The organism is Naasia sp., from assembly GCF_025465545.1.
In the GTDB taxonomy this organism is placed as follows: domain Bacteria; phylum Actinomycetota; class Actinomycetes; order Actinomycetales; family Microbacteriaceae; genus Naasia.
Window position 1 is genome coordinate 49,042 of sequence record NZ_JAODMK010000044.1, and the last position, 21,206, is coordinate 70,247.

General features: G+C 70.8%; 19 protein-coding genes. 7 read left to right on the plus strand and 12 right to left on the minus strand.

The window, feature by feature from the left end; translation table 11 throughout:
* Positions 1 to 26: 26 nt before the first annotated feature.
* Entirely contained in the window at positions 27 to 2,933 is a 2,907-nt protein-coding gene (locus JWR33_RS11660; protein ID WP_297412082.1) for an aminotransferase, read from the minus strand.
* Positions 2,934 to 3,109: 176 nt separating this feature from the next.
* Positions 3,110 to 3,979, minus strand: coding sequence for a sugar phosphate isomerase/epimerase (locus tag JWR33_RS11665; protein ID WP_297412083.1), 870 nt, complete (start codon positions 3,977 to 3,979; stop codon positions 3,110 to 3,112).
* A 222-nt stretch (positions 3,980 to 4,201) separates the two neighbouring features.
* Between JWR33_RS11665 and JWR33_RS11670 the strand changes: the two genes are divergently transcribed.
* The 3 genes from JWR33_RS11670 to JWR33_RS11680 all read left to right on the plus strand — a co-directional run bounded on the left by JWR33_RS11670 (position 4,202) and on the right by JWR33_RS11680 (position 7,943).
* Complete coding sequence (locus tag JWR33_RS11670; protein ID WP_297412084.1) at positions 4,202 to 5,719, plus strand: sugar ABC transporter ATP-binding protein; 1,518 nt, start codon at positions 4,202 to 4,204, stop codon at positions 5,717 to 5,719.
* A complete protein-coding gene (locus tag JWR33_RS11675; protein WP_297412085.1) occupies positions 5,716 to 6,735 on the plus strand; it encodes an ABC transporter permease in 1,020 nt (339 codons plus the stop codon). Before JWR33_RS11670 ends, JWR33_RS11675 begins: the two co-directional genes overlap by 4 nt.
* Before the next feature lie 206 nt (positions 6,736 to 6,941).
* Positions 6,942 to 7,943, plus strand: coding sequence for an ABC transporter substrate-binding protein (locus JWR33_RS11680; RefSeq protein WP_297412086.1), 1,002 nt, complete (start codon positions 6,942 to 6,944; stop codon positions 7,941 to 7,943).
* A 277-nt stretch (positions 7,944 to 8,220) separates the two neighbouring features.
* Here JWR33_RS11680 and JWR33_RS11685 read toward each other — a convergent pair whose 3' ends face one another.
* From JWR33_RS11685 to JWR33_RS11720, 8 genes are all read right to left on the minus strand, one after another.
* Positions 8,221 to 9,165, minus strand: a complete 945-nt coding sequence (locus JWR33_RS11685; protein WP_297412087.1) for an aryldialkylphosphatase — start codon at positions 9,163 to 9,165, stop codon at positions 8,221 to 8,223.
* Positions 9,165 to 10,079 carry a saccharopine dehydrogenase NADP-binding domain-containing protein gene (locus tag JWR33_RS11690; RefSeq protein ID WP_297412088.1) on the minus strand — a complete coding sequence of 305 codons (915 nt, stop codon included), beginning with the start codon at positions 10,077 to 10,079 and terminating at the stop codon, positions 9,165 to 9,167. The genes JWR33_RS11685 and JWR33_RS11690 overlap by 1 nt, the downstream gene beginning before the upstream one ends.
* A complete protein-coding gene (locus JWR33_RS11695) occupies positions 10,076 to 10,723 on the minus strand; it encodes a bifunctional 4-hydroxy-2-oxoglutarate aldolase/2-dehydro-3-deoxy-phosphogluconate aldolase (protein WP_297412089.1) in 648 nt (215 codons plus the stop codon). The genes JWR33_RS11690 and JWR33_RS11695 overlap by 4 nt, the downstream gene beginning before the upstream one ends.
* Positions 10,720 to 11,682, minus strand: coding sequence for an NAD(P)-dependent oxidoreductase (locus JWR33_RS11700; RefSeq protein ID WP_297412090.1), 963 nt, complete (start codon positions 11,680 to 11,682; stop codon positions 10,720 to 10,722). Before JWR33_RS11700 ends, JWR33_RS11695 begins: the two co-directional genes overlap by 4 nt.
* A complete protein-coding gene (gene xylB / locus JWR33_RS11705; protein WP_297412091.1) occupies positions 11,679 to 13,181 on the minus strand; it encodes a xylulokinase in 1,503 nt (500 codons plus the stop codon). Before xylB ends, JWR33_RS11700 begins: the two co-directional genes overlap by 4 nt.
* A gap of 1 nt (position 13,182) precedes the next feature.
* Entirely contained in the window at positions 13,183 to 13,761 is a 579-nt protein-coding gene (locus tag JWR33_RS11710) for a glucose-6-phosphate isomerase family protein (protein ID WP_297412092.1), read from the minus strand.
* A gap of 66 nt (positions 13,762 to 13,827) precedes the next feature.
* On the minus strand, positions 13,828 to 14,649 hold the full coding sequence (locus JWR33_RS11715; RefSeq protein WP_297412093.1) for a GntR family transcriptional regulator: 822 nt from the start codon (positions 14,647 to 14,649) through the stop codon (positions 13,828 to 13,830).
* Positions 14,646 to 15,590 (minus strand): ribokinase, encoded by a 945-nt coding sequence (locus tag JWR33_RS11720; RefSeq protein WP_297412094.1) that lies wholly within the window; start codon positions 15,588 to 15,590, stop codon positions 14,646 to 14,648. Before JWR33_RS11720 ends, JWR33_RS11715 begins: the two co-directional genes overlap by 4 nt.
* A gap of 120 nt (positions 15,591 to 15,710) precedes the next feature.
* Between JWR33_RS11720 and JWR33_RS11725 the strand changes: the two genes are divergently transcribed.
* On the plus strand, positions 15,711 to 16,388 hold the full coding sequence (locus JWR33_RS11725) for a transaldolase family protein (protein WP_297412095.1): 678 nt from the start codon (positions 15,711 to 15,713) through the stop codon (positions 16,386 to 16,388).
* Here JWR33_RS11725 and JWR33_RS11730 read toward each other — a convergent pair.
* Complete coding sequence (locus JWR33_RS11730; protein ID WP_297412096.1) at positions 16,369 to 17,118, minus strand: SDR family oxidoreductase; 750 nt, start codon at positions 17,116 to 17,118, stop codon at positions 16,369 to 16,371. The genes JWR33_RS11725 and JWR33_RS11730 overlap by 20 nt on opposite strands.
* A gap of 172 nt (positions 17,119 to 17,290) precedes the next feature.
* Between JWR33_RS11730 and JWR33_RS11735 the strand changes: the two genes are divergently transcribed.
* The 3 genes from JWR33_RS11735 to JWR33_RS11745 are packed head-to-tail and all read left to right on the plus strand — an operon-like array spanning position 17,291 to position 20,389.
* The gene (locus JWR33_RS11735; protein WP_297412097.1) at positions 17,291 to 18,598 is read left to right on the plus strand and encodes an L-fuconate dehydratase; all 1,308 of its coding nucleotides are present in this window, start codon (positions 17,291 to 17,293) and stop codon (positions 18,596 to 18,598) included.
* Positions 18,591 to 19,553: an aldo/keto reductase gene (locus JWR33_RS11740; RefSeq protein ID WP_297412098.1), complete on the plus strand. Its 963-nt coding sequence runs from the start codon at positions 18,591 to 18,593 to the stop codon at positions 19,551 to 19,553. The genes JWR33_RS11735 and JWR33_RS11740 overlap by 8 nt, the downstream gene beginning before the upstream one ends.
* The gene (locus tag JWR33_RS11745) at positions 19,553 to 20,389 is read left to right on the plus strand and encodes an amidohydrolase family protein (RefSeq protein WP_297412099.1); all 837 of its coding nucleotides are present in this window, start codon (positions 19,553 to 19,555) and stop codon (positions 20,387 to 20,389) included. Before JWR33_RS11740 ends, JWR33_RS11745 begins: the two co-directional genes overlap by 1 nt.
* Here JWR33_RS11745 and JWR33_RS11750 read toward each other — a convergent pair.
* Complete coding sequence (locus tag JWR33_RS11750; protein WP_297412100.1) at positions 20,382 to 21,134, minus strand: FadR/GntR family transcriptional regulator; 753 nt, start codon at positions 21,132 to 21,134, stop codon at positions 20,382 to 20,384. The two genes, JWR33_RS11745 and JWR33_RS11750, sit on opposite strands and share 8 nt — an antisense overlap.
* Positions 21,135 to 21,206: the final 72 nt, after the last annotated feature.

Below are 21,206 nucleotides of genomic sequence, written 5' to 3' on the forward strand. Positions count from 1 at the left end.
CCCTGCTGTGTTGCCGGACGCTGCGGTCAGGCGGGCTCGTGCCGTTCGAGCACCCGCTCGAGCGCGGCGAGGAAGAAGTCGGCGCTCTCGGCCGTGAGGCACATCGGCGGCTTGATCTTGAGCACGTTCTTGTGGTCGCCGGTCGGCTGCACGATGCAGCCCTCCGCGAGGAGCTCGTCGCAGATGGCCTCTGCTGCCGCGGTCGCGGGTGCCAGCGTGGTGCGGTCGAGCACGAGCTCCACGCCGAGGTACAGCCCCATGCCGTGGACCGCGCCGATCAGCGGGTGCCGCGCGCCGAGCGCCTCGAGTCCCGCCTTGAGGTGGCCGCCGACCACCTGCGCGTTCTCCTGCAGGCCCTCGTCCTCGAGCACGTCCAGCACGGTGAGTCCGACCACGCAGCTCACCGGGCTGCCGCCGGCGGAGGAGAACATGCTTCCCTCGCGGGCGAAGCGCTCCGCGATGTCCCGCCGGGTGATCACCGCGCCGAGCGGATGCCCGCTCCCCATGGCCTTCGCGACGGTGACGATGTCGGGCACGACGCCCTGCTGCTCGAAGCCCCAGAAGTGCGCCCCCAGCCGGCCATAGCCGACCTGCACCTCATCGGCGATGCACAGTCCGCCCCGCCTGCGGACGGCCTCGTACGCCCCCTGCAGATAGCCGTCGGGCAGCAGCACCCCGCCCGCGTTGCCGAACACCGGCTCGGCCAGGAAGGCGGCGACGCCGCGGCCCTCCTCGTCGAGCCGCTCCAGGTCGAGCTCCAGATCGCGGAGGTAGTCGGGCGCGGAGCTGGCGCCCCGGTACCGTCCGCGGTAGGCGTGCGGGGCGTCGAGCAGCTCGACCCAGGAGGGCCGTGTCTCCAGCGCGCGGGGGTTGTCGCCGATCGAGGAGGAGACGGCGTCCGAGCCGATCGTCCAGCCGTGGTACGCCTCGCGCACCGCCAGCACGGTGGGCTGGCCGGTGTAGGCGGTGGCCAGGCGGATGGCGAGATCGACCGCCTCGCTGCCGCTGTTGACCAGGAAGACCGTGTCGAGCGGGTCCGGCGTGAGGGCAGCCAGGCGCTCGGTGAACCGGGACAGCGCCGAGTAGTGGAACCGCGAGTTCGTGTTGAGCAGCGCCCACTGGTCCGACACGGCCTCGACCAGGCGAGGGTGTCCGTGCCCGACCGCGGCGACGTTGTTGACGAGGTCCAGGTAGCTGCGGCCCTCGGTGTCGATCAGGTGCTCCTGCCAGCCGCGCTCGATCAGCGGCGGGGCGGCGTAGTAGTGCTCCTGAACCTGCGCGAAGGTGGTGTTCCGCTGCCGCAGCACGTCCCCGGCGTCAGGCTGAGGCGCGGCGACCGGGATGCCCAGCAGTGCAGAGGGATCCGGGCAGGCGGACAGCCACAGGTCGCGGTCCGCGGGCAGAGCGAACAGCGGGGGAGTGATGCCGGGGACGCGGCACGCCTGCACCACCACTCGTCCCATCCCGTCTGCATCGCCGGCAGCGGAGCCCAGCACGGTGCCGGCGGCCACCTCGCCGGCCAGCCCCGCTGTCGGCTCGACGCCGGAGAGCCGCAGGTCCACTCCCTCAGCGGCGAGGAGAACGGCATCTCCGTCGACGCGGACGGTTCCGTCGACCGGTGCCCGCACCGGCGTCCCGGCCGGCAGGAACAGCTCGACGCCGAGCGCGAGGGTCGCCTGATCGCCGGCGGTGCGCAGCCCGGTGCGGGTCAGGCGATGCTCGCCCCATCGGGTGACCGCCGACCCGGTGCCCCTCACCAGGCCGGCGGCGACGACTCGCTCGGCGTCCGGCTCGAGCCAGGCTCCTGCTCGAAGGGCGCGGCTCGTCACCGACAGATCCAGGACCGACTCCGGAGCCAGCCCGTGGACGAGAGGCACCTCGCCCCCGAGAGCGGCGCCGACCGCCTCGCCGAGGAGCCGCCACCGGAGGAGAGCCGTGAGCTGGTCCGCGTCGGCCCCCGCGGCGGCCTGAAAGGCCGTCCACTCGTGTGCCCGGTTGAGGTCGGCGTACTCGTTGTCGCCGTCCAGGGCGACCTGCTGCTCGCCGCTCACGACGAGGACCGCGGTCCGCAGGGTGACGAGCGGCCACAGCGCGGCCAGCTCGTGCTCGGTCAGCGGGGTGAGGGCGTGGAACGCCTCGGCCGCCTCGAGGACGAGGAGCGGCTGCGCCGGGTTGTGGTGCAGGATCGCCGCGCAGGTCACGGCGAGCTCCCCGACGAGCCAGCCCTCCGCCACGTCGCCGAAGTCGATGATGCCGGACACGGCTGCGGTGCCGTCCGACACGACGTTGTCGTCGGTGACGTCGCCGTGCACGGCCTGAACGCGGAGATGCTCGCGCAGGGGAGCGAGCTGAGCGTCGGCACGGAGGACGGCCGCCCGGATCGCCTCGCGGTGCTCGCCGTCCTGGATCGAGTCGAGGAGCAGCGCCACCACGTCCGACGCCACCCGGAGGTTCCACTGGGTGGTCCGCGAGAGCCCCGGATGCGAGAAGCCCTCAAGCGCTCGCGCCAGAGCACCGGACGCCGCGCCCAGCCCGCGTGCCTCTGCACGGGAGAAGGCACCGCGAGCCGCGAGCGGTTCGCCCTCGACGAAGGTGAGCAGCCGGGTGTGCAGCGTCGCGTCGCGAAGGGCGACGGGCAGCACGGTTGCCCCCGCCGTGGACTGCACTGCGCGCGGAACGTCGTAGCCGGCTCCGACAGCCCGCTCCATCGCCTCGTTCTGGGCCTCGAGCTCCGCGACGTCGAACGCCGGGTTCGCGAGCTTCAGGACGTACCGGCCGCCGCCGCTCTCCACCAGGAAGTTGCGGTCCTGATTGCTGCCGAGCTCTCGCACCTCGCCGGAGAGCCCGAAGTGCTCCTCCGCGATCCGCTTCGCCTCGTCAGGCGAGACCCGCGGCCTGGGCAGGGAGGGACTGGAGAGGAAGTCGGAGGTCACGCCTCCAATCTGGCAGAAGTGAGACGTCTCTGGACCTGGATCGGGCCGCGGCACGTGGATCACCGGGATCGGCGCCGCCACCGGTCAGCGGCGCCTGACTCCCGCGGGGCCCTCAGGCGTCCGCGCGGCAGGACGATGCCGAGTGCCGACCATTGGCGGAGCCGACCGTTGACCGCTCAGTGCATTCCGATGGACTCGACGGCGCGCAGCTGGTCGCGGATGAAGCGGTTGGCGTGCGCGGCGAGGTCGTCCGAGTCGTCCCAGAGGTTCCGCCAGATGCCGAGCATCCGGGAGAGGTCCCGGTCGACGACCGCGGACGAGAAGGACTCGAACACGATGGGGCCGTCGTAGCCGATCCTCGCGAGCCCCCGGAAGAAGCCGCCGAAGTCGACGGTTCCCGAGCCGAGGTAGCCGCGGTGGCTCTCGCCGATGTGCACGTACCCGAGGCGGTCCCCCACGTCCAGCACCGGGGAGGTCATGTCGGCCTCCTCGATGTTCATGTGGTAGCTGTCGAGGTGGATCGAGACGCTCGGATTGTCGACCTCGTCGAGGAACTTGAGCGCCTCGCGTCCGGTGTTCATCACGTTCGTCTCGTACCGGTTCACGACCTCGAGGGACAGCGCGATGCCGAGATCCGCAGCCCGGGTGCCGAGGCGGCCGATGGCGGCGGCGCTCGAGGCGCGGCCCTGGGCAGTCACGGGCTCCATGTACTTCTTCATGGCGCTGTAGAGGACGCCGCAGATGTGCTTGCCGCCCATCGCGGCGACGATCTCGAGGCACTCGGTGAGCATCGCCTCGCCGGCTGCGACGATCGCCGGGTCGGGGCTGGTCAGGTCGGTGGAGTCGCTGAGCCCGAGGGATGCGGTCGCCTCCACCCCGTTCTCCTCGAGGAGCCGGGCGGCGAGCTTCCGATCGAAGTTCTGAGGGTCCATCAGGGGGATCTCGATGAGGTCCAGGCCGGCGCGCCGGGTGGCCTCGATGGCGAGCCGGATGCCGGCCTCGTCGAATTTTCCTGTGAATACGAGGGCGTGGGCGCCGATCTGCACGGAGGTTTCTCCTATCCTCATCGTTGAGCAAGATGCTCCGGGTCGGCCGCCTCAGAAATCGTTATCTGAGCGTGGCTCCAGGGCTCGGTAAGCACATTAGGGTACAACCTGAAGTACACGAAGCGACCTGCTTAACATCCGATCTTTCCGGGCCGGACGTGGCAGAATCGTGGCGGCGACCCGGCGGTCGCCCGTGCAATCCTCCGATGAAGTGGGTGACCAGTGCCGACACAGCTCCTCAAGGTCCACGGGATCAGCAAGAGCTTTCCTGGCGTGCAAGCGCTGAAGGATGTCCAGTTCGAACTGAACCGCGGGGAGGTCCTCACCCTCGTCGGCGAGAACGGGGCGGGCAAGTCCAGCCTCATGAAGATCCTCTCCGGGATCTACGCTCGCGATGAGGGCACCATCGAGCTCGAGGGCGAGCCCGTCGAGATCGACAGCCCCAAGTCCGCCCAGGCGCACGGCATCATCATCATCCATCAGGAGATGAACCTGATGCCGCACCTCACCATCGCTCAGAACATCTACATCGGGCGGGAGCCGCGGGGCGGGATCTTCCTCCGCGAGCAGGCACTCAACAAGAAGACGCGGGATCTGCTCGCGAACCTCGGAATCGACCTCGACCCGAAGGCGATCGTCGGCGAACTGACCGTGGCGAAGCAGCAGATGGTGGAGATCGCCAAGGCGCTGTCCTTCGATGCCAAGGTCCTCATCATGGATGAGCCGACCTCGGCACTCACCGAGTCGGAGACCGACACTCTCTTCCGCCTCATCGAGCGGCTGAAGGCGCAGGGCAAGGGCATCATCTACATCTCGCACCGGATGGACGAGCTGCGCCGCATCTCCGACCGAGTGACGGTGCTGCGGGACGGTCACTACATCGGCTCCCTCACGAAGGACGAGATCGACATCCCCCGGGTCATCGAGATGATGGTCGGCCGGCACATCGAGGAGGGCCACCGTCCCGAGGCGAGCGAGACCTCGAACGACGTGGTGCTCAAGGTGGAGAACCTCAGCACGCGCCGGCTCCTCAAGAACGTCAGCTTCGAGCTGCGTCGCGGCGAGATCCTCGGCTTCGCCGGGCTCATGGGCGCCGGCCGGACCGAGGTGGCCCGGGCGATCATCGGCGCAGACCCGCGGGTGAGCGGCACGGTGTCGATCAACGGCACGCCGGTGCACATCACCAAGCCGGCCGACGCGGTGCGCAACGGGGTCGGCTACCTCTCCGAGGACCGCAAGCTGCTCGGCCTGCTCCTCGAGCAGGACGTCAACACCAACGTGCTCCTCGCCAGCCTCCGCGACTACACGGACGCGATCGGCTTCGTGCACACCGGCAAGGGCAAGCAGAAGACCCGCGAGTACGTCTCATCGCTGCGCATCAAGACCCCGTCGATCACCTCGACGACCAAGAACCTCTCCGGCGGCAACCAGCAGAAGGTGGTCATCGCCAAGTGGCTCGCCCGAAACTGCGACGTGCTGATCTTCGACGAGCCCACCCGCGGCATCGACGTGGGCGCCAAGGAGGAGATCTACAAGCTCCTCCGCACCCTGGCGGATCAGGGCAAGTCGATCATCATGATCTCCTCAGAGCTGCCCGAGATCCTCCGGCTCTCCAACCGCATCATCGTGATGGCCGGCGGGCGGATCACCGGTGAGATCGACAACGCCAAGGCCGACCAGGCCAAGATCATGCACTTCGCGACCATGACCGGTGAAGACGAGAAAGGAACGGTTCAATGACGACTCCCGTGACCGAGCGGCCCGAGGATGTGGCCGTCAAGCCGACGAGCGGCCGGGCCGGCACCGGCGCGTTCCTGCGCAAGCAGGTGCAGCAGTCGCTGGCGTTCGCCACCCTCGTGGTGCTGCTGGTCTTCTTCTCGATCGCCAGCAGCAACTTCTTCACCCCCAGCAACATCTCCGGCATCCTGCTCTCCACCGCGGTGGTCGGCATCCTCGCCCTCGGCACGACGTTCGTGATCATCACCGGCGGCATCGACCTGTCGATCGGCACCGGCATGACCCTCTGCGCCGTGATGACCGGGGTCTTCCTCACCAACATGGGGCTGCCCCTGATCGTCGGCGTGATCGGCGGGATCCTCACGGGCGCGCTGATGGGCTTCATCAACGGCGTGAACGTGGCGATCCTCGGGCTCCCACCCTTCATCGCGACCCTGGCGATGATGCTCGTGGCGCAGGGGCTCGCCCTGGTCATCTCGGGCGTCCGGCCGATCTACCTCAGCGGCGTCGTCGGCTACAAGGACATCGCCCTCGGCGCACTGATCCCCGGACTGCCCAATGCGGTGCTCATCCTGTTCGTGCTCGCGATCCTGGCCTACCTGGTGCTCAGCAAGACCATCCTCGGCCGCTACACCTTCGCCATCGGCAGCAACGAGGAGGCGACCCGCCTCTCCGGTGTGGACACCCGCAAGTGGAAGATCATCATCTATACGGTGTCCGGCCTCTTCACCGGTGTCGCCGGCGTGGTCATCGCCTCGCGGCTCCAGTCCGCCCAGCCGCAGCTCGGCTCCGGCTATGAGCTGCAGGCGATCGCCGCCGTCATCATCGGCGGCACGTCGCTGCTCGGCGGCCGCGGCTCCATCCTCGGCACCCTGATCGGTGCGCTCATCATGAGCGTCCTGATCAACGGCCTGCGCATCCTCTCGATCCAGACCGAGTGGCAGAACGTGGTGGTCGGCATCGTGATCCTGATCGCCGTGTTCACCGATTCGCTGCGCCAGCGGCGGTCCGCCTCCTAGTCCTTCCCCGATGTGGGGCAGCGACTCCGACGAGGGGTCGGGTCGCTCCTCCGGCGGCGCACGCAGCACTGCGCCGCCCCGCGATCACAGCGAAGATAACGATCTTGTATCTAGTTGTATCTTTCTGCGGATCCGGCCCCTCGATCCACCTAACCTGGCAACGCCAGCGAAGCTGCTGGCCGCCGATGAACAATGGAGTCAACTCGATGAAATCAGCTAGAAGGGCCGCCTTCGTCGCGGTCGCTGCCGCAGCAGCCATCACCCTCGCCGGCTGTGCCGGCGCTTCGGGCGGCGGCTCGGGCTCCGGCTCGAGCGCAGGAACGGGCAGCGGCGACAAGCCGTACATCGCCCTCATCTCCAAGGGCTTCCAGCACCAGTTCTGGCAGGCCGTCAAGCAGGGCGCCGAGAGCAAGGCCAAGGAGCTCGGGGTGACCATCACGTTCGATGGCCCCGCCTCCGAGACCGAGATCGACAACCAGCTCTCGATGGTCCAGGCCGCGCTCGACAAGCAGCCCGACGCCATCGGCTGGGCAGTCCTCGACCCCGAGGCCTGCATCCCCATGATGGACAACATCAAGGCCGCGGGCATCCCCGTCGTCGAGTTCGACGCCGGCTGCAACAGCGACTACCCGCTGTCGATCGCCAAGACCGACAGCCTGGGCGCAGGAGCCCTCGCCGCCGACCACATGGCCGAGGCCATCGGCAACAAGGGTGAGGTCGCGATCGTCGGCCACAGCCAGATCAACTCCACCGGTGTCGAGCGTCGCGACGGCTTCGTCAAGCAGATCGAGTCCAAGTACCCGGACATCAAGATCGTCGACATCCAGTACGGCGACGGCGACCACCTGAAGTCGGCGGACATCGCGAAGGCGATGATCGCTGCTCACCCGAACCTCAAGGGCCTCTACGGCACCAACGAGGGCTCGGCCATCGGCATCGTCGACGCACTGAACGAGCTGGGCACCGCGCCCGGCAAGCTCGCAGTCATCGGCTTCGACTCCGGTCAGGCGCAGATCGACGCGATCAACAGCGGCGCGATGGCCGGCGCCATCACGCAGAACCCGATCGGCATCGGCGAGGCCACCGTCCAGGCGGCATTCGACGCGATCAACGGCAAGACGCCCGAGAAGGTCATCGACACCGGTTACTTCTGGTACGACAAGACCAACATGGACGACCCGAAGATCGCTCCGGTCCTCTACAAGTAGTCCCCTGTTGGCCCTCTCCGAGGGCACGCACCCGGAAAGGCCCTCCCCTCGGGGAGGGCCTTTTCCTGTGCGCGGCGGGCCCGTCCGGCCGCTCCTCGCCGTCGGCAGGCACTCTCCTGCGGGAAGGGCCTAGGCGGGCTGATCCTGCCTGCGGAAACGGATTTCGCGTGCTGAGCGGGAGAGGCCGAGTGGAGCGACAGTGGCGAGAGACCGGCCAGGGGGACAGGCGAGGAGGAAGAGGCGAGCCTCAGGAGGCGGGCGAGAGCCGGAGCGGGCCTCAGGAGGCGGGCGCCGCCCAGGCCAGGAAGCGCTGCGGGTTGGCTCCGGTGAAGTCGTCCACCAGGGGGCCAAGAGCGGCGCGGAGGCGCGGGAGGTAGCGGGTGGCCAGGTAGCCGAGTCCCGGCATCCCGCCGTAGGAGAGGTAGCGCGTGCGCCGTGCGACGTCGCCGCCCAGCAGGATCGATCCGGCCCCGCCGCCGGCCACCACCGCCTCGGTGAGGGCGACGAGCTCCGCGTCGCTCCGGGTCCGGGGCCGGGCCATGCCGTCGTAGCCGAGCCAGGCGCCGCGGGCCGCGAGCTCGAGGTGCAGCGCGGCGTCCGGGTCACGGTCGGCGTGCGCGAGCACGACGCGGGTCTCCGGGATGCCGGATGCGGTGAGGAGGTCAAGAACCTCGTGGGCGGCGGTGCAGAACTCCAGATGCACCATGATCGGCGCGCCCGTGGACAGCGATGCGAGCGCGACCCCTTCGAGCGTCGTCCGCTCGAAGTCGGAGATGGACCAGTACCCGATGCCCGCCTTCAGCAGGCCAGCGCGGGCCCCGGTGAGCGGCGTGGTGGAGCCCGGGGCGTCGCGTTCGGGCATGCCCTCGAGCAGGTCGCGGACGAAGAGGTTCGCGCGCTCCTCCGCGCCCAGCGATCGCAGCCAGTGGCTCGGGGCGTAGTGCGCCTCTCGATGAGCGCCCGTCGTCGCGACCACGGCGAGGCCGGTCGCCGCGCTGATCCGGACCGCTCCGGCCGGGTCGCGACCGAGGCCGATCGGCGTGGCGTCGACCATCGCGTCGAAGCCGCTCGCCTTCAGCACGGCGGCCTCGCCGCGAGACGCGGCCTCGTCGTCGAGCTCATCGCCGGGAAGGAGGGGCGTCACCTGGAACAGGTGCTCGTGATAGTCCACTCGCCCGAGCTCGTCGGGCGCGACGTCCCCGAGCACCGTGCGGACGTTCATCACCGTGCGGCCTCGGCCGCCTCGGACAGGCGCCCGAGCAGCTGAGGATCGAGCGGAACCGCGAACACCTCGCTGATCACGGATGTCCAGCCGTGGATGAAGTAGCGCCAGCCGTCCACGACCGTGAGCCGTCGTGCGGCCTCCTGGCGGCGAGCCTGGGCGAGGAACTCGAGGGAACCCCGGTAGTTGAACTCCCAGACGTATGCGCCGACCGGGAACCGCGCGTCGTCCGGGACCGGAGAGCCGGGCCGGTCCTTGCCCAGCCCGCTGGCGTTGACGACCAGGCTGCGCTCGGGCGCCTCGGCGAGGGCGTGACGGGCGACTTCGTCGCTCGTCACCTGCCGGTAGTCGAGGAGGCTGGCACGGGTGCCGCGACGCTCGTGGACCGCGCGGAGGGAGTCGAGCCGCTCCCTGCTCGTGTCCGTCACGACGATCCGGGACGGGGCGTCGCGCCGCTCGGCCAGGTACCAGGTGAGAGCGGTGCCTGCGCCGCCTGCGCCGAAGCAGACGACCTCTCCGCCCGTGTCGGCGAAGTGGGTGCTGGGGAGGAACTCCTCGGCGGCGAGGCCCACCGTGATGGGATCCTTCGCGTGTCCGACGAGCCGGCCGTCCCTCTTCGCGATGCTCGAGATCTCGCCGCAGTTGACGCTGAACTCGTCCAGCTGGTCGAACAGGTGCGAGGCGGCGGCGTAGAGGCCCATCTTGTGGGTCGTGACGAGAGCGCCGCGGTGCTCGGGGTCGTCGCGGATCTGCTCCACGAGCCGCACGTACTGCTCAGGAGTGGCGTCGACCGGCAGATCATGACCCACCAGGTGACGGGTGGGCAGACCGAGGATGTCGGCCCACGCGGGGAAGATCGACATGATCGAGGAGCCGCCGGTGCTGACCCCCACGAAGCCCATGTAGCCGCTCACGCCCGTCCTCCTGCTGCGGCCGCCGCGGCAGCGAATGCGCGCGCCTTCCTCTGGATGCCGGTGTAGTCGCCGCGAACGAGGTCCGCGGATGAGATCAGGTCGCTTCCCGCTCCCACCGCGATCGCGCCTGCTGCCAGCCACTCACCCAGGTTGTCCGGTGTGACACCGCCGGTGGGCATCATCGGGACGTCGGGGAACGGGCCGCGCAGCGCCTTGAGCAGCGCCGGTCCGGACAGGGCCGCGGGGAACAGCTTCACCACGTCCACGCCGAGTTCGACGGCGATCATGACCTCGGTGGGGGTGAGGGCGCCGGTGAGCACCACCGCGCCGGTGCCCAGCATGATCCCGGTGAGCTCCGGCCGGGTGCCGGGGCTCACGAGGAAGCGGGCACCCGCCTCCACGGCCTGGCGGGCCTGATCGACGCTGGTCACCGTGCCCGCCCCGATATACGCGTCGTCGCCGTAGCGCTCGGTGAGCTGGCGGATCACCTCGGGTGCGTCCGGCGTGGAGAAGGTGATCTCCAGTCCTGTGACACCGCCGGCGACGAGCGCCTCCGCGCCGAGCAGCGCCGATTCCGCGGATGGTGCGCGCACCACGGCGAGCACGCGGGCCGCGACGAGGGGGGAGAGTCGGTTCGCTGTCATGACGCCTCACTGCGCACGGGGTTGGGTGGAGTCTCGCCGGCGAGTGCCGCGAGCAGGTTGTCGACCGCGAGAGAGCCCATGCCGTCGACCGCCTCAACGGTCTGGGCGCCGAAGTGCGGCGTCAGCACGACCCGGTCGGCGAGGTCCGGGGCGAGAAGCGGGGAGGACTCTCCGCGCGTGTCCCCGGCGAGGGTGTCGGCCGCGAAGCCGCCGAGCCGACCGTCGCTCAGGGCGGCGGCGACCGCGGCCTCGTCGACCAGCTCGGGTCGTGCGGTGTTCACCAGCACCAGCCCCCTGCGGGCCCCGGCGAGCCAGTCGACGTGCACGAGCACGGGGCCACCGGGCGCGTGCAGGGACACGAGGTCGCATTCCGCCGCCATCGCCGCGACGTCGAGCGGCTCCGCTCCCGCCGCCCGCATCACGGCCGGCGACAGCCAGGGGTCGTGGGCCAGGATGCGGGACCCGAATCCGGAGAGGCGACGGGCGACGCCCTGCCCGATCCGGCCGAAGCCCACGATGCCGACGGTGAGCTTGCCGAGCTCGCGGCCGCGCAGGATCGACCAGTCGCCGGCGCGGACGCGGCGATCGCCTTCAGGAGTGCCGCGCAGCACGGCGAGCATGAGGCCGACCGCGTGATCGGCGACCGCATCGCTGTTGGCGCCGGGGGTGTTGGTCACGAGGATGCCCCGCTCCTCGGCCGCGCGGACGTCGACCGCCTCGTAGCCGACCCCGTAGCGCGCGACCACTCGCAGCTTGGGGGCCGCCTCGAGGTGCTCCCGAGTGACCGGTCCCGTGCCGGCGATCCAGCCGATCGCCTGGGAGAGGTCGGCTCGGAGCTCGGCGAGGTCGTGCGTCGAGGAGCCGAGCACCGGCCGGTAGCCCGCCTGCTCCAGCCGGGCGACCAGGTCGATCGAGCCCGATGAGAACGAGCGGCTGGTGACCAGGATGACGGCGGTCACGAGGCGGCCGCGCGGGAGCCGAACCAGGGGACGAGGCGGTCGTAGCCGTCGGCGAAGATCTCGTGGGCCCGCAGGTAGAGGTCGTGCCGACCCGGATCGGGGGCGAACTCGGCGGTGACCTCGGAGAGACCGTGCGCTGCCGAGAAGCCGGGCACGAGGCCAAGTGCGACCGCGCCGGTCACCGCCGCGCCGAGGCTGTTCGCCTCCTCGACCACGCTGCGGCGCCGCACGGGCACGCCCCAGACGTCGGCGAAGATCTGCAGCCAGACATCGCTCGCGGCCCCTCCGCCGATGGCGTCGATGCGCTCGATGGACGCGCCCGCCTCCCGGAAGGCGGTGATGCAGGTGAACAGGTTGAGCGCGACGCCTTCGAGGACCGCGCGCATCAGCTCTGCTGGGCCATGGTGCCGCCCGAGGCCGAGGAACACCCCGGCGGCGTCGGGATTCCAGTGGGGGGAGCGCTCGCCGAGCAGGTAGGGCAGGAAGTACAGCCCCGTGGCGGCCGCCTCCACGTTCTGCGCCGAGTCGACGAGGGAGGTGAGAGCGCTGGGCGAGGGGACGACCGCGAGCACCTCGGCCGCCCACTGCACTGCGGCTCCGCCCGCCTGCATGGTCGCGGTCGGCACGAAGCTGCCCGGCACGACGTTGTCGAACGTGAACGTGCGGCGTGCGGGGTCGTAGACGGGGGAGTCGCTCGCGAACGAGATCCAGGACGAGGTGCCGAGGCAGACGTACGCGCCGTCCTCCGGCGCGACGATCCCGGCACCGACCGCCGCGATCGGCCCGTCCCCGCCCCCCATCACGACGGGCGTGTGCCGAGACAGGCCGAGGGCATCGGCGGCCGCCCCGGTGAGTCCGCCGACGACGGTGGTGGACTCCACGATCTCCGGGAACAGCGCACGGTCCAGCTCGGCGGCGGCGAGCACTTCGGGGGACCAGTGGCCAGCTGCCTGGTCGTACGCGTTGGTGGCCGAGGCGTCCGACCGGTCGGTCGCGAGGCGCCCAGTCAGCCGCTGCACCACGAAGTCCTTCGCCACGCAGAAGTGACGGACCCGGGCGAACACGTCCGGCTCGTTGTCGCGGACCCACATGATCTTCTCCACCGAGTAGGTGGGGTTGAGCCGGTGCCCGAGCAGACGATAGGTGTCGACGCCGGCGAGCCGCTCCTCGAGCTGGGCGGTCTGCCGGGTGCTCCGGGTGTCCGCCCAGATGATGGCGGGGCGGACCGGGCGGTAGTCGGCGTCGAGGAGCACGGCGCCCATCATCTGGCCGCTCACGACGAGGCCCGACACGGCGTCCGCCGGGGTGGCGTTCTGCTCGAGGAGGGTGCGGGTGGCCTGGACGACGGCGTGCCACCAGGCCTCCGGGTCCTGCTCGGCCAGGCCGCCGTCCCCGAAGTGCGCGGGGTAGGAGACGGTGACGGCGGAGAGGAGACGGCCATCCTCGGCGTGCAGTGACGCCTTGTCGCCGGTCGTGCCGAGATCGTGCGCGACGATCACGTCAGACGCCGAAGAAGTCGGCGAACTCGGGGCCGCTCTCGCCCTTCAGCACGCGGTTCCCCATCCCGTGCTCGAGCACCCAGCCGTAGTCGTGGCCGGCCCCGCCGGGGTAGACCGCGAGGAAGGAGTACGGCGCGTCGCCGGTGTTGACGCTGCGGTGCGCCCAGCCGGGCGGGATGTAGCCGATGGTGCCTGCCGCCATCTCGACCCACCGGGTTTCGGTGCCGTCGAACATCAGGAGTCCGCCCTGGCCCGAGATGGCCAGGTAGATCTCACCCTGGTGGTTCGGGTGCTGGTGCCCCTTCGTCATCCAGAACTCTCCCGCGGTGGTGCCGGGGGAGATGGTCGTGATCGACTGCGGCAGTTCCCGGTCCTCCTCAGGGACGGGGGAGGAGACGACGGAGTACACGACGGGGTCGCCGTCGGCCACGGCCTGCTGCCACGCGTCGCGGTGCCGGAACAGCCCCTCCAGGTCCGACATGCGCCGGGTCAGGGTTGGCCCCTCCGGTGAGAGGCTCGCATGGGCTGCGTCGAACCGGATCGCCAGCGGAGAAACGGGAAGGCTCGAGTACTCGGGCAATGCGACTCCTTGGTCGGTGCGGTCTGGGCGACGATCCTACCTGTAATTACAGGTAGGCGGCAGGCGTCAGGACGCCGGGACGTGGCGAAGCGCGGTCGTGTTCTCCCGGGCAGGCGACGCGGTGAGCTGGAACTCGAACCGGCTGCGGTCGCCGCGGTGGTAGGCGATGAAGTACTCCATGATCCGGTCGTGTGAGTCGTAGCTGACGCTCCTCAGCACGAGCAGAGCGCCGCCGGTGCCGACCTCGAGCAGGCGCCCCTGCTCGGCGTCGGCGGACGCCGCCTCCGCGGAGCGCACGCCGCGCACCGCGCGCACGCCGTGCTCGGCGAGAAGGGCGTAGAGGGAGCGGTCGCGCAGGTCCTCCTCGAGGATCAGCCGCCCCAGGTCGACCGGCAGATAGGTGCGCGTCCAGGACCACGGCTCCCCGTCGACGTGGCGCAGCCGCTCCAGGAGCACGACCGGCTCACCGGGGTCCACCGCCAGGGCGTCGCCGATCTCCTCGTCGGCCTCCACGATCTCCTGGCGCAGCACATCGCTGTGCACATGGCCTCCGCGGGCAGCGACCTCCTCGTAGAGGCCGAGAAGGGTGTGCGCGAGCGTCTCCGGGGTCTTGCGCTGGGCGACGAACGTGCCCTTGCCCTTGACCCGGTCGATGATGCCCTGGTGCTCCAGCTGGAGCAGCGCCTGCCGCACCACCGTGCGGGAGACGCCGAACCGCTCGCACAGCTGGTGCTCGCTGGGCAGCAGGTCGCCGGGCCGCAGGCCGCGACGGGCGATGTCATCGATGATCCGGTGCCGCAGCTGGTGGTACATGGGCGTCGCGGCCTGGCGCGCGATCGGCTCCGGCTCGGCAGGCCCCGGAGGATCGAGGGCCACGGCCGCGCTCATCCCGTCGCCGCTGAGGAGCGCGCGAGCATCGCGTCGACCTCGCCGCGGGTGGGAATGCTGGGTGACGCGCCGCGTTTCGTCACCGCGAGGGCGCCGGCGGCCATCGCGGAGGCGATGGCCGTCTCGAGTGAGGCTCCCAGCGCGAGCGTCGCCCCCAGGTAGCCGGCGAATGCGTCGCCGGCAGCCGTGGTGTCCACCGGCTGCACGGGGATCGCCGCGAATCGCTCCACCGCGTCGGCCGTCACCAGGACGGCGCCGGCGCCGGCGAGGGTGATCAGCGCCGAGGTCACGCCGTGCTGCACGAACCAGCGGCCGGCGTCCGCGGCGCTCGCTGCGTCGATCACCGGGATGCCGGTGATGAATTCGGCTTCGCTCTCGTTCGGGACCACGATGTCGATCAGCGTCCAGATGTCCTCGGGCAGGTGCGCGGCGGGTGCCGGGTCGAGGATGGTCGTCATCCCCGACTCCCGGGCCCGTCGCAGCGCATAGGTCGCGAGCGGGATGGGGATCTCGAGCTGGGTGAGCAGCACCGGGGCCGGCCGGCCGTCGGCGAAAGCCTCGTCGATCTGCTCCTCGGAGAGTGCGGAGTTCGCGAGCGGGACGATCACGATGTCGTTCTCGCCGGAGCCGTCCACCCGGATGTGCGCGATGCCGGTGGGGCCGGGAATGCGGCGCAGCAGGCTGAGGTCGACGCCCGCCGAGGAGAGCCCCTCGGCCACCATGCCGGCGAACAGGTCGGTTCCGATGCAGGCGACCATGCGCACCGGCGCACCGGCCAGGGCGGCGGCGACCGCCTGATTGGCGCCCTTGCCCCCGAGGACGAGCGTGAAGTCGTCGCCCAGGATGGTCTCACCGGGCTTGGGGAGTCGGTCGGAGAAGGTCGTGAGGTCCGCAGTCGCACTGCCGACCACCAGGACGCCGCTCGAAGAAGTGCTGTTCACCGGCGCCTTCGCTTCCCCTCGTGGTGCGGGGTGCGTCGCCGTCGACGCAACTTCCACGCGACAAGTACATTAGCGGACAAGCAGGGCGCGCCCGTCCTGCCGCTCGCCTCTGGAGGAACCGTGGCTCTCCCGTACCGCCTGTATGCCGACAGCGCCGACATCGCGCTGGTGTCGCCCCTGCTCGCCGACGGGCTGCTCGCCGGTGTGACGACCAACCCGACGATCCTGGAGCGTGGCGGACGGGGTGTCGAGGACATCCCCGAGCTCTACGGTCGCTGGGTGGGTGAGGGCGCCCGCGAGGTCTTCTTCCAGGCCTGGGGCGGCACCGTCGAAGAGCTCCTCGCCACGGGACGGTTCATCGCCGAGCTGGGCGCGAACGCCGTCGTCAAGGTTCCGGCCACGCGGGCGGGGTTCGCGGCTGCTGCGCGTCTCGCCGCGAGCGGTGTGCCCGTGCTGGTGACGGCCGTCTACGCGTCAGGGCAGGCGCTCAGCGCCGCGTCGATCGGCGCGCGCTACATCGCTCCCTACCTGGGTCGCCTCGAGGATGCCGGCCGCAACGGCGCGGAGGAGATCCGCATCATGCAGCAGCTGGTTCAGGGCAGCGGCACCGAGGTGCTCGCCGCCAGCCTGCGCACGCCCGAGGCCATCGTCGGACTGGCGCTGGCGGGCGTCACCTGCTTCACTGCTGCGCCGTCGGTGCTGGTGCGGCTGCTCGCCTCGGAGGCGAGCGATGCGGCCGCAGTCGAATTCGAGGCGGCGGTCGAGCGCACCCGCCGCGTCACTCCGGCCGCAGTCTGAGGTTCTGCATGCCGCCGTCGACGGACAGGGAGACGCCGGTGGTGGAGCCCGAGGCGGGGCTCGCGAGGTAGATCACCGCGCCCGCCACCTCGTCCGCGCTCACCAGTCGCCCGTGCGGCTGCCGAGCCTCCAGTGCCGCACGCTCGGCTGCCGGATCCTCGGCGCTCTCGAGCAGGCGGGCGACCCACGGGGTGTCCGCGGTGCCGGGGGTCACGCAGTTGACGCGGATGCCCTCGCGCAGGTGATCAGCGGCCATGGCGCGGGTGAGAGCGAGGACCGCGCCCTTGGATGCGCTGTACAGCGCCCTCTGGGGAAGGCCGGCGGTCGCGGCGACGGAGGAGGTGTTCACCACGGCGGCGGCCGGGGACTTCCGGAGCCAGGGGAGCGCCGCGCGGGTCACACGGGCGATGCCGACGACATTGATGTCGAAGACCCGCGCCCACTCCGCGTCGTCGTTGTCGGCGATCGTGCCCTGCGCGCCGATGCCCGCGTTGTTGATGACCAGGTCGATGCGGCCGAAGCGCTCGGCGACCGCGGCGACCCCCGTCCGCACGGATGCGTCGTCAGAGACGTCGACAGCGACGGGGAAGGTGGCGCTGTCCGCGCCCTCCGGGGCCCGATCGAGCACGGCCACCCGGGCGCCGCGCTCGGTGAGAGCGCGGGCGATCGCGGCGCCGATGCCGGACGCGCCGCCGGTGACGATGGCGACGAGACCCTCGAATTCGCGCATGCGCGCACTTCCTCTCCTGCGACGGCGCGAGGGCCTGGCGACCGCGCGCGAACGTCAGAACTATAGCGCCGGGACCCCCCGGGGCCGGCTTGGCGGGGCGGTTTGACACCCCATACATCGGATGTCTAGGCTCGTTCGAGTTGCGATGGCGCAACCGTCCAGGAGGTTCCCCGTGAGCACCATCGTCGCTGTCCGAACGAGTGACATCCGATTCCCCACGTCCACGTCGCTCGATGGCTCCGATGCGATGAACCCCGATCCTGACTACTCGACGGCCTATCTGCGGATCGTCACGGACGCGGACGACGGCCTGGAGGGCCACAGCTTCGTCTTCACGATCGGCCGCGGCAATGACGTCCAGGTGGCCGCGATCGACGCGCTCGCCCCGTACCTCCTCGGCCGCAACGCCGAGGAGCTGCTCGGCTCGATGGGCGACACCTGGCGGTCGCTGGTCTGGGACTCGCAGCTGCGCTGGCTGGGGCCCGAGAAGGGCGTCATGCACATGGCGATCGGCGCGGTGGCGAACGCGCTCTGGGACCTCAAGGCGAAGCGGGCCGGCCTGCCCCTCTGGCAGCTGCTGTCACGGATGAGCCCCGAGGAGATCGTCGAGCTCGTCGACTTCCGCTACCTCACCGACGCGCTCACGCCCGCGGAGGCGCTGGAGATCCTCCGGGCCGCCGAGCCGGGGCGGGCGGAACGAGAGCTGCGGCTCATCGACGAGGGCTACCCCGCCTACACGACCACCCCCGGATGGCTCGGCTACAGCGATGAGAAGCTGGCTCGCCTCTGCCGGGAGGCGGTCGCCGAGGGCTTCGGCCAGATCAAGCTCAAGGTCGGCGCCGACCTGCAGGACGACATCCGGCGGATGCGGATCGCCCGCGAGACGGTGGGACCCGACATCAAGATCGCGACAGACGCCAACCAGCGGTGGGAGGTGGCGGAGGCGATCGAGTGGGTCAACGCCCTCAGCGAGTTCGACCCCGCCTGGATCGAGGAGCCGACGAACCCCGACGACGTGCTCGGTCATGCCGCGATCGCCCGGGGGGTCGCCCCCGTGCCGGTCGCGACCGGCGAGCACATGGCCAACCGGGTGATGTTCAAGCAGTTCCTGCAGGCCGGGGCGCTGTCGATCCTGCAGATCGACTACACGCGCGTCGCGGGCGTCAACGAGAACATCGCGATCCTGCTGCTCGCAGCCAAGTTCGGGGTGACCGTGTGCCCGCACGCCGGCGGAGTCGGGCTCTGCGAGCTCGTGCAGCACCTGTCGATGTTCGACTTCGTCGCCGTCAGCGGGAAGATCGAGGGGCGGGTGATCGAGTTCGTCGACCACCTGCACGAGCACTTCGTGACGCCCACCGACGTGCACGAGGGTCGATACTGGGCGCCCTCCGCCCCGGGGGCCGGCGGCGAGATGCACGCCGCCAGCCGCGACCAGTTCCTCTTCCGGCCGGGCGATCGGAAGGCCGTCCTCGGTGCATGAGCGCCCCGCTCCGGCGTTCGGCCCGCTCGGCTACGGAGCCGCGAACGTCGGCAACCTCTACCGCGCGCTGACCGACGAGGAGGCCCACGAGATTCTCGCGGCCGCCTGGGACGAGGGCATCCGCTACTTCGACACGGCTCCGCACTACGGCCTCGGCCTGTCGGAGCGTCGTCTCGGCGCCTTCCTGGCCACCAAGCCGCGCGAGCAGTACGTGCTCTCCACCAAGGTGGGGCGCCTCCTCCGGCCGAATCCGGACGGCGCGGGCGAGCTGGACCTGGCCCACGACTTCGCGGTGCCGGCAGACCTCAAGCGGGTGTGGGATCTCTCCGCCGCGGGCATCGAGCGAAGCCTCGAGGAGTCGCTCGAGCGGCTCGGCCTCGACCGCGTCGACGTGCTCTACCTGCACGATCCCGAACTGCACGATCTCGACCAGGCTCTCGCCGAGGCGCTGCCGGCGCTCGCCGCGCTGCGCCGACGCGGAGTCGTCGAGGCCGTCGGCGTCGGCTCGATGGCCACCGAGTCGCTCCTGCGGAGCGCCGAGAGCGGCGACGCAGACCTGCTGATGGTGGCGGGCCGCTTCACGCTGGCCGAGCAGCCGGCGGCCGTCGACGTGCTGCCCGCATGCGAGCGCGGTGGGGTGGGGGTCGTCAACGCCTCGGTGTTCAACTCCGGTCTGCTCTCGCGGGCGACTCCCGATGTGTCGTCCCGCTACGAGTACTCGGAGGTGCCGCCCGAGCTGCTCGCCCGCGTCCGCAGGATCGCCGACATCTGCGGGAGGCACGGCGTGCAGCTGCCCACCGCGGCCCTGCACTTCGCGCTCCGGCACCCGGTGGTGCGCACCCTCGTGGTGGGCAGCAGCAAGCCGGAGCAGATCCGGCAGAATGCCGCTCGCCTGCGGGAGAACCCGCCGGAGGCGCTGTGGGAGGAGCTCGCGAGCGAGGGGCTGATCCCCTGATGACCCGGGTGATCGACTCCCATCTGCACGTCTGGGACCTCGGGCTCAGCGAGTACGCATGGCTCGGCCCGCAGCACGGGCCGATCTTCCGGACCTTCGAGCCGGAGGAGGCCGTGGCCGAACTCTCGGCGGCAGGGGTCGACGGCGCGGTGCTCGTGCAGGCGGAGGATTCCCTCCGCGACACCGAGCACATGCTCGCCGCCGGGGATCGCTTTCCCCAGTTCGTGGGCGTGGTGGGCTGGGTCGCACTGGACGATCCGCGGGCCGCGGCCGAGCAGCTGGACCGGTGGCAGGAGCATCCCGGGTTCTCCGGAGTGCGCCACCTCGTGCACAACGAGTCCCGAGCGGACTTCCTCGACCTGCCGGCCGTGCGGGCGTCACTCGCCGACCTGGCGCGCCGGGGGCTGGCCTTCGACGTGCCGGACGCCTGGCCGGACCACCTCGCTCGCGTGCAGGGACTCGCCCGCGACCTGCCCGACCTGACCGTCGTCGTCGACCATCTCGCCAAGCCGCCGCGGGGCACCGCCGCACTGGAGCAGTGGCGCCGCACGCTGGAGGCCGTCGCCGCGCAGCCGAACACGGTCGCCAAGGTGTCGGGCCTCTACACCGACGCCGCTCCGCACACCGTCGAGGCGCTCGAGGAGGTCTGGGATGTCGCGCTGACGGCGTTCGGGCCGGACCGGCTGATGTGGGGCAGCGACTGGCCGGTGGCGGTGCTGGCCGGCGGCTATGCCGAGGTCACCGCGGTGCTGCGGGAGCTGATCGGCCGGCTGAGCGAGGACGAGCAGAGCGCGCTCCTCGGTGGCACCGCGACGCGGGTGTACCGGCTCAGCTGACCGCAGGATCCGGCTCGTCCGGCGACGGCGGCTCGTCGTCGGAGTCGGGCTCCGGGTCCGGCGAGTCGACCGTCACGCTCCAGGCCCGGAGCCACTGCTCGACGCCGGAGACGTGCGCCGTCACGAGTGCCTGCGCCAGTTCGACGTCGTGCTGCGCGAGGGCGTCGAGGATGCCGCGATGCTCGGCCAGCGTGCGTTCCACCGCGTCCTCCTGGGTGAGCCCGCGCCAGATCCGGGCGCGCACCGTCTCGGTGGAGAGCGAGCCGAGCAGCGTGGCCAGATAGGAGTTGCCGGCCGCGTCGGCGATCGCCCCGTGGAACTCGAGGTCGTGCGCCACCAGCCCCTCGACGTCGGTGGACCGGTCGACGGCGCCGAGCAGGGAGCGCAGCCGTTCGAGCTCCGCCTCGCCCACCCGCACAGCCGCCATGCCCGCCGCGGCGCGCTCGAGGATCCGCCGCACCGCGAACAGCTCGAGGATCGAGGCATCCGCATGCAGGTCGACCACGAAGCTCATCGCCTCGAGGAGCAGGCGCGGCTCGAGGCTCGTGACATAGGTGCCGTCGCCGCGGCGCACGTCCAGCACCCGGATGACCTCGAGCGCCTTGACGGCCTCGCGCATCGAGCTGCGGGACAGGCCGAGCCGCTCGCTCAGCTCCTTCTCGGGCGGAAGCCGTGAGCCGGGGGTCAGCTCTCCGCGAAGGATCATCCCTTTGATCCGGAGAATCGCCTCGTCGGTGACGGCCACGGCGGAAGCCTATCGTCGGCACACCTCTCGACCGATCGCAAGCCGGTCGGCTGCGCCCGCGAACGCCGCTAC

Excerpts from the sequence above, each read along its gene's own strand:
- JWR33_RS11675 (WP_297412085.1), top strand. The coding sequence starts at position 5,716 with ATGACGACTCCCGTGACCGAGCGGCCCGAGGATGTGGCCGTCAAGCCG.
- JWR33_RS11680 (WP_297412086.1), top strand. The coding sequence starts at position 6,942 with ATGAAATCAGCTAGAAGGGCCGCCTTCGTCGCGGTCGCTGCCGCAGCA.
- JWR33_RS11685 (WP_297412087.1), bottom strand. The coding sequence starts at position 9,165 with ATGAACGTCCGCACGGTGCTCGGGGACGTCGCGCCCGACGAGCTCGGG.
- JWR33_RS11695 (WP_297412089.1), bottom strand. The coding sequence starts at position 10,723 with ATGACAGCGAACCGACTCTCCCCCCTCGTCGCGGCCCGCGTGCTCGCC.
- JWR33_RS11715 (WP_297412093.1), bottom strand. The coding sequence starts at position 14,649 with ATGAGCGCGGCCGTGGCCCTCGATCCTCCGGGGCCTGCCGAGCCGGAG.
- JWR33_RS11730 (WP_297412096.1), bottom strand. The coding sequence starts at position 17,118 with ATGCGCGAATTCGAGGGTCTCGTCGCCATCGTCACCGGCGGCGCGTCC.
- JWR33_RS11745 (WP_297412099.1), top strand. The coding sequence starts at position 19,553 with ATGACCCGGGTGATCGACTCCCATCTGCACGTCTGGGACCTCGGGCTC.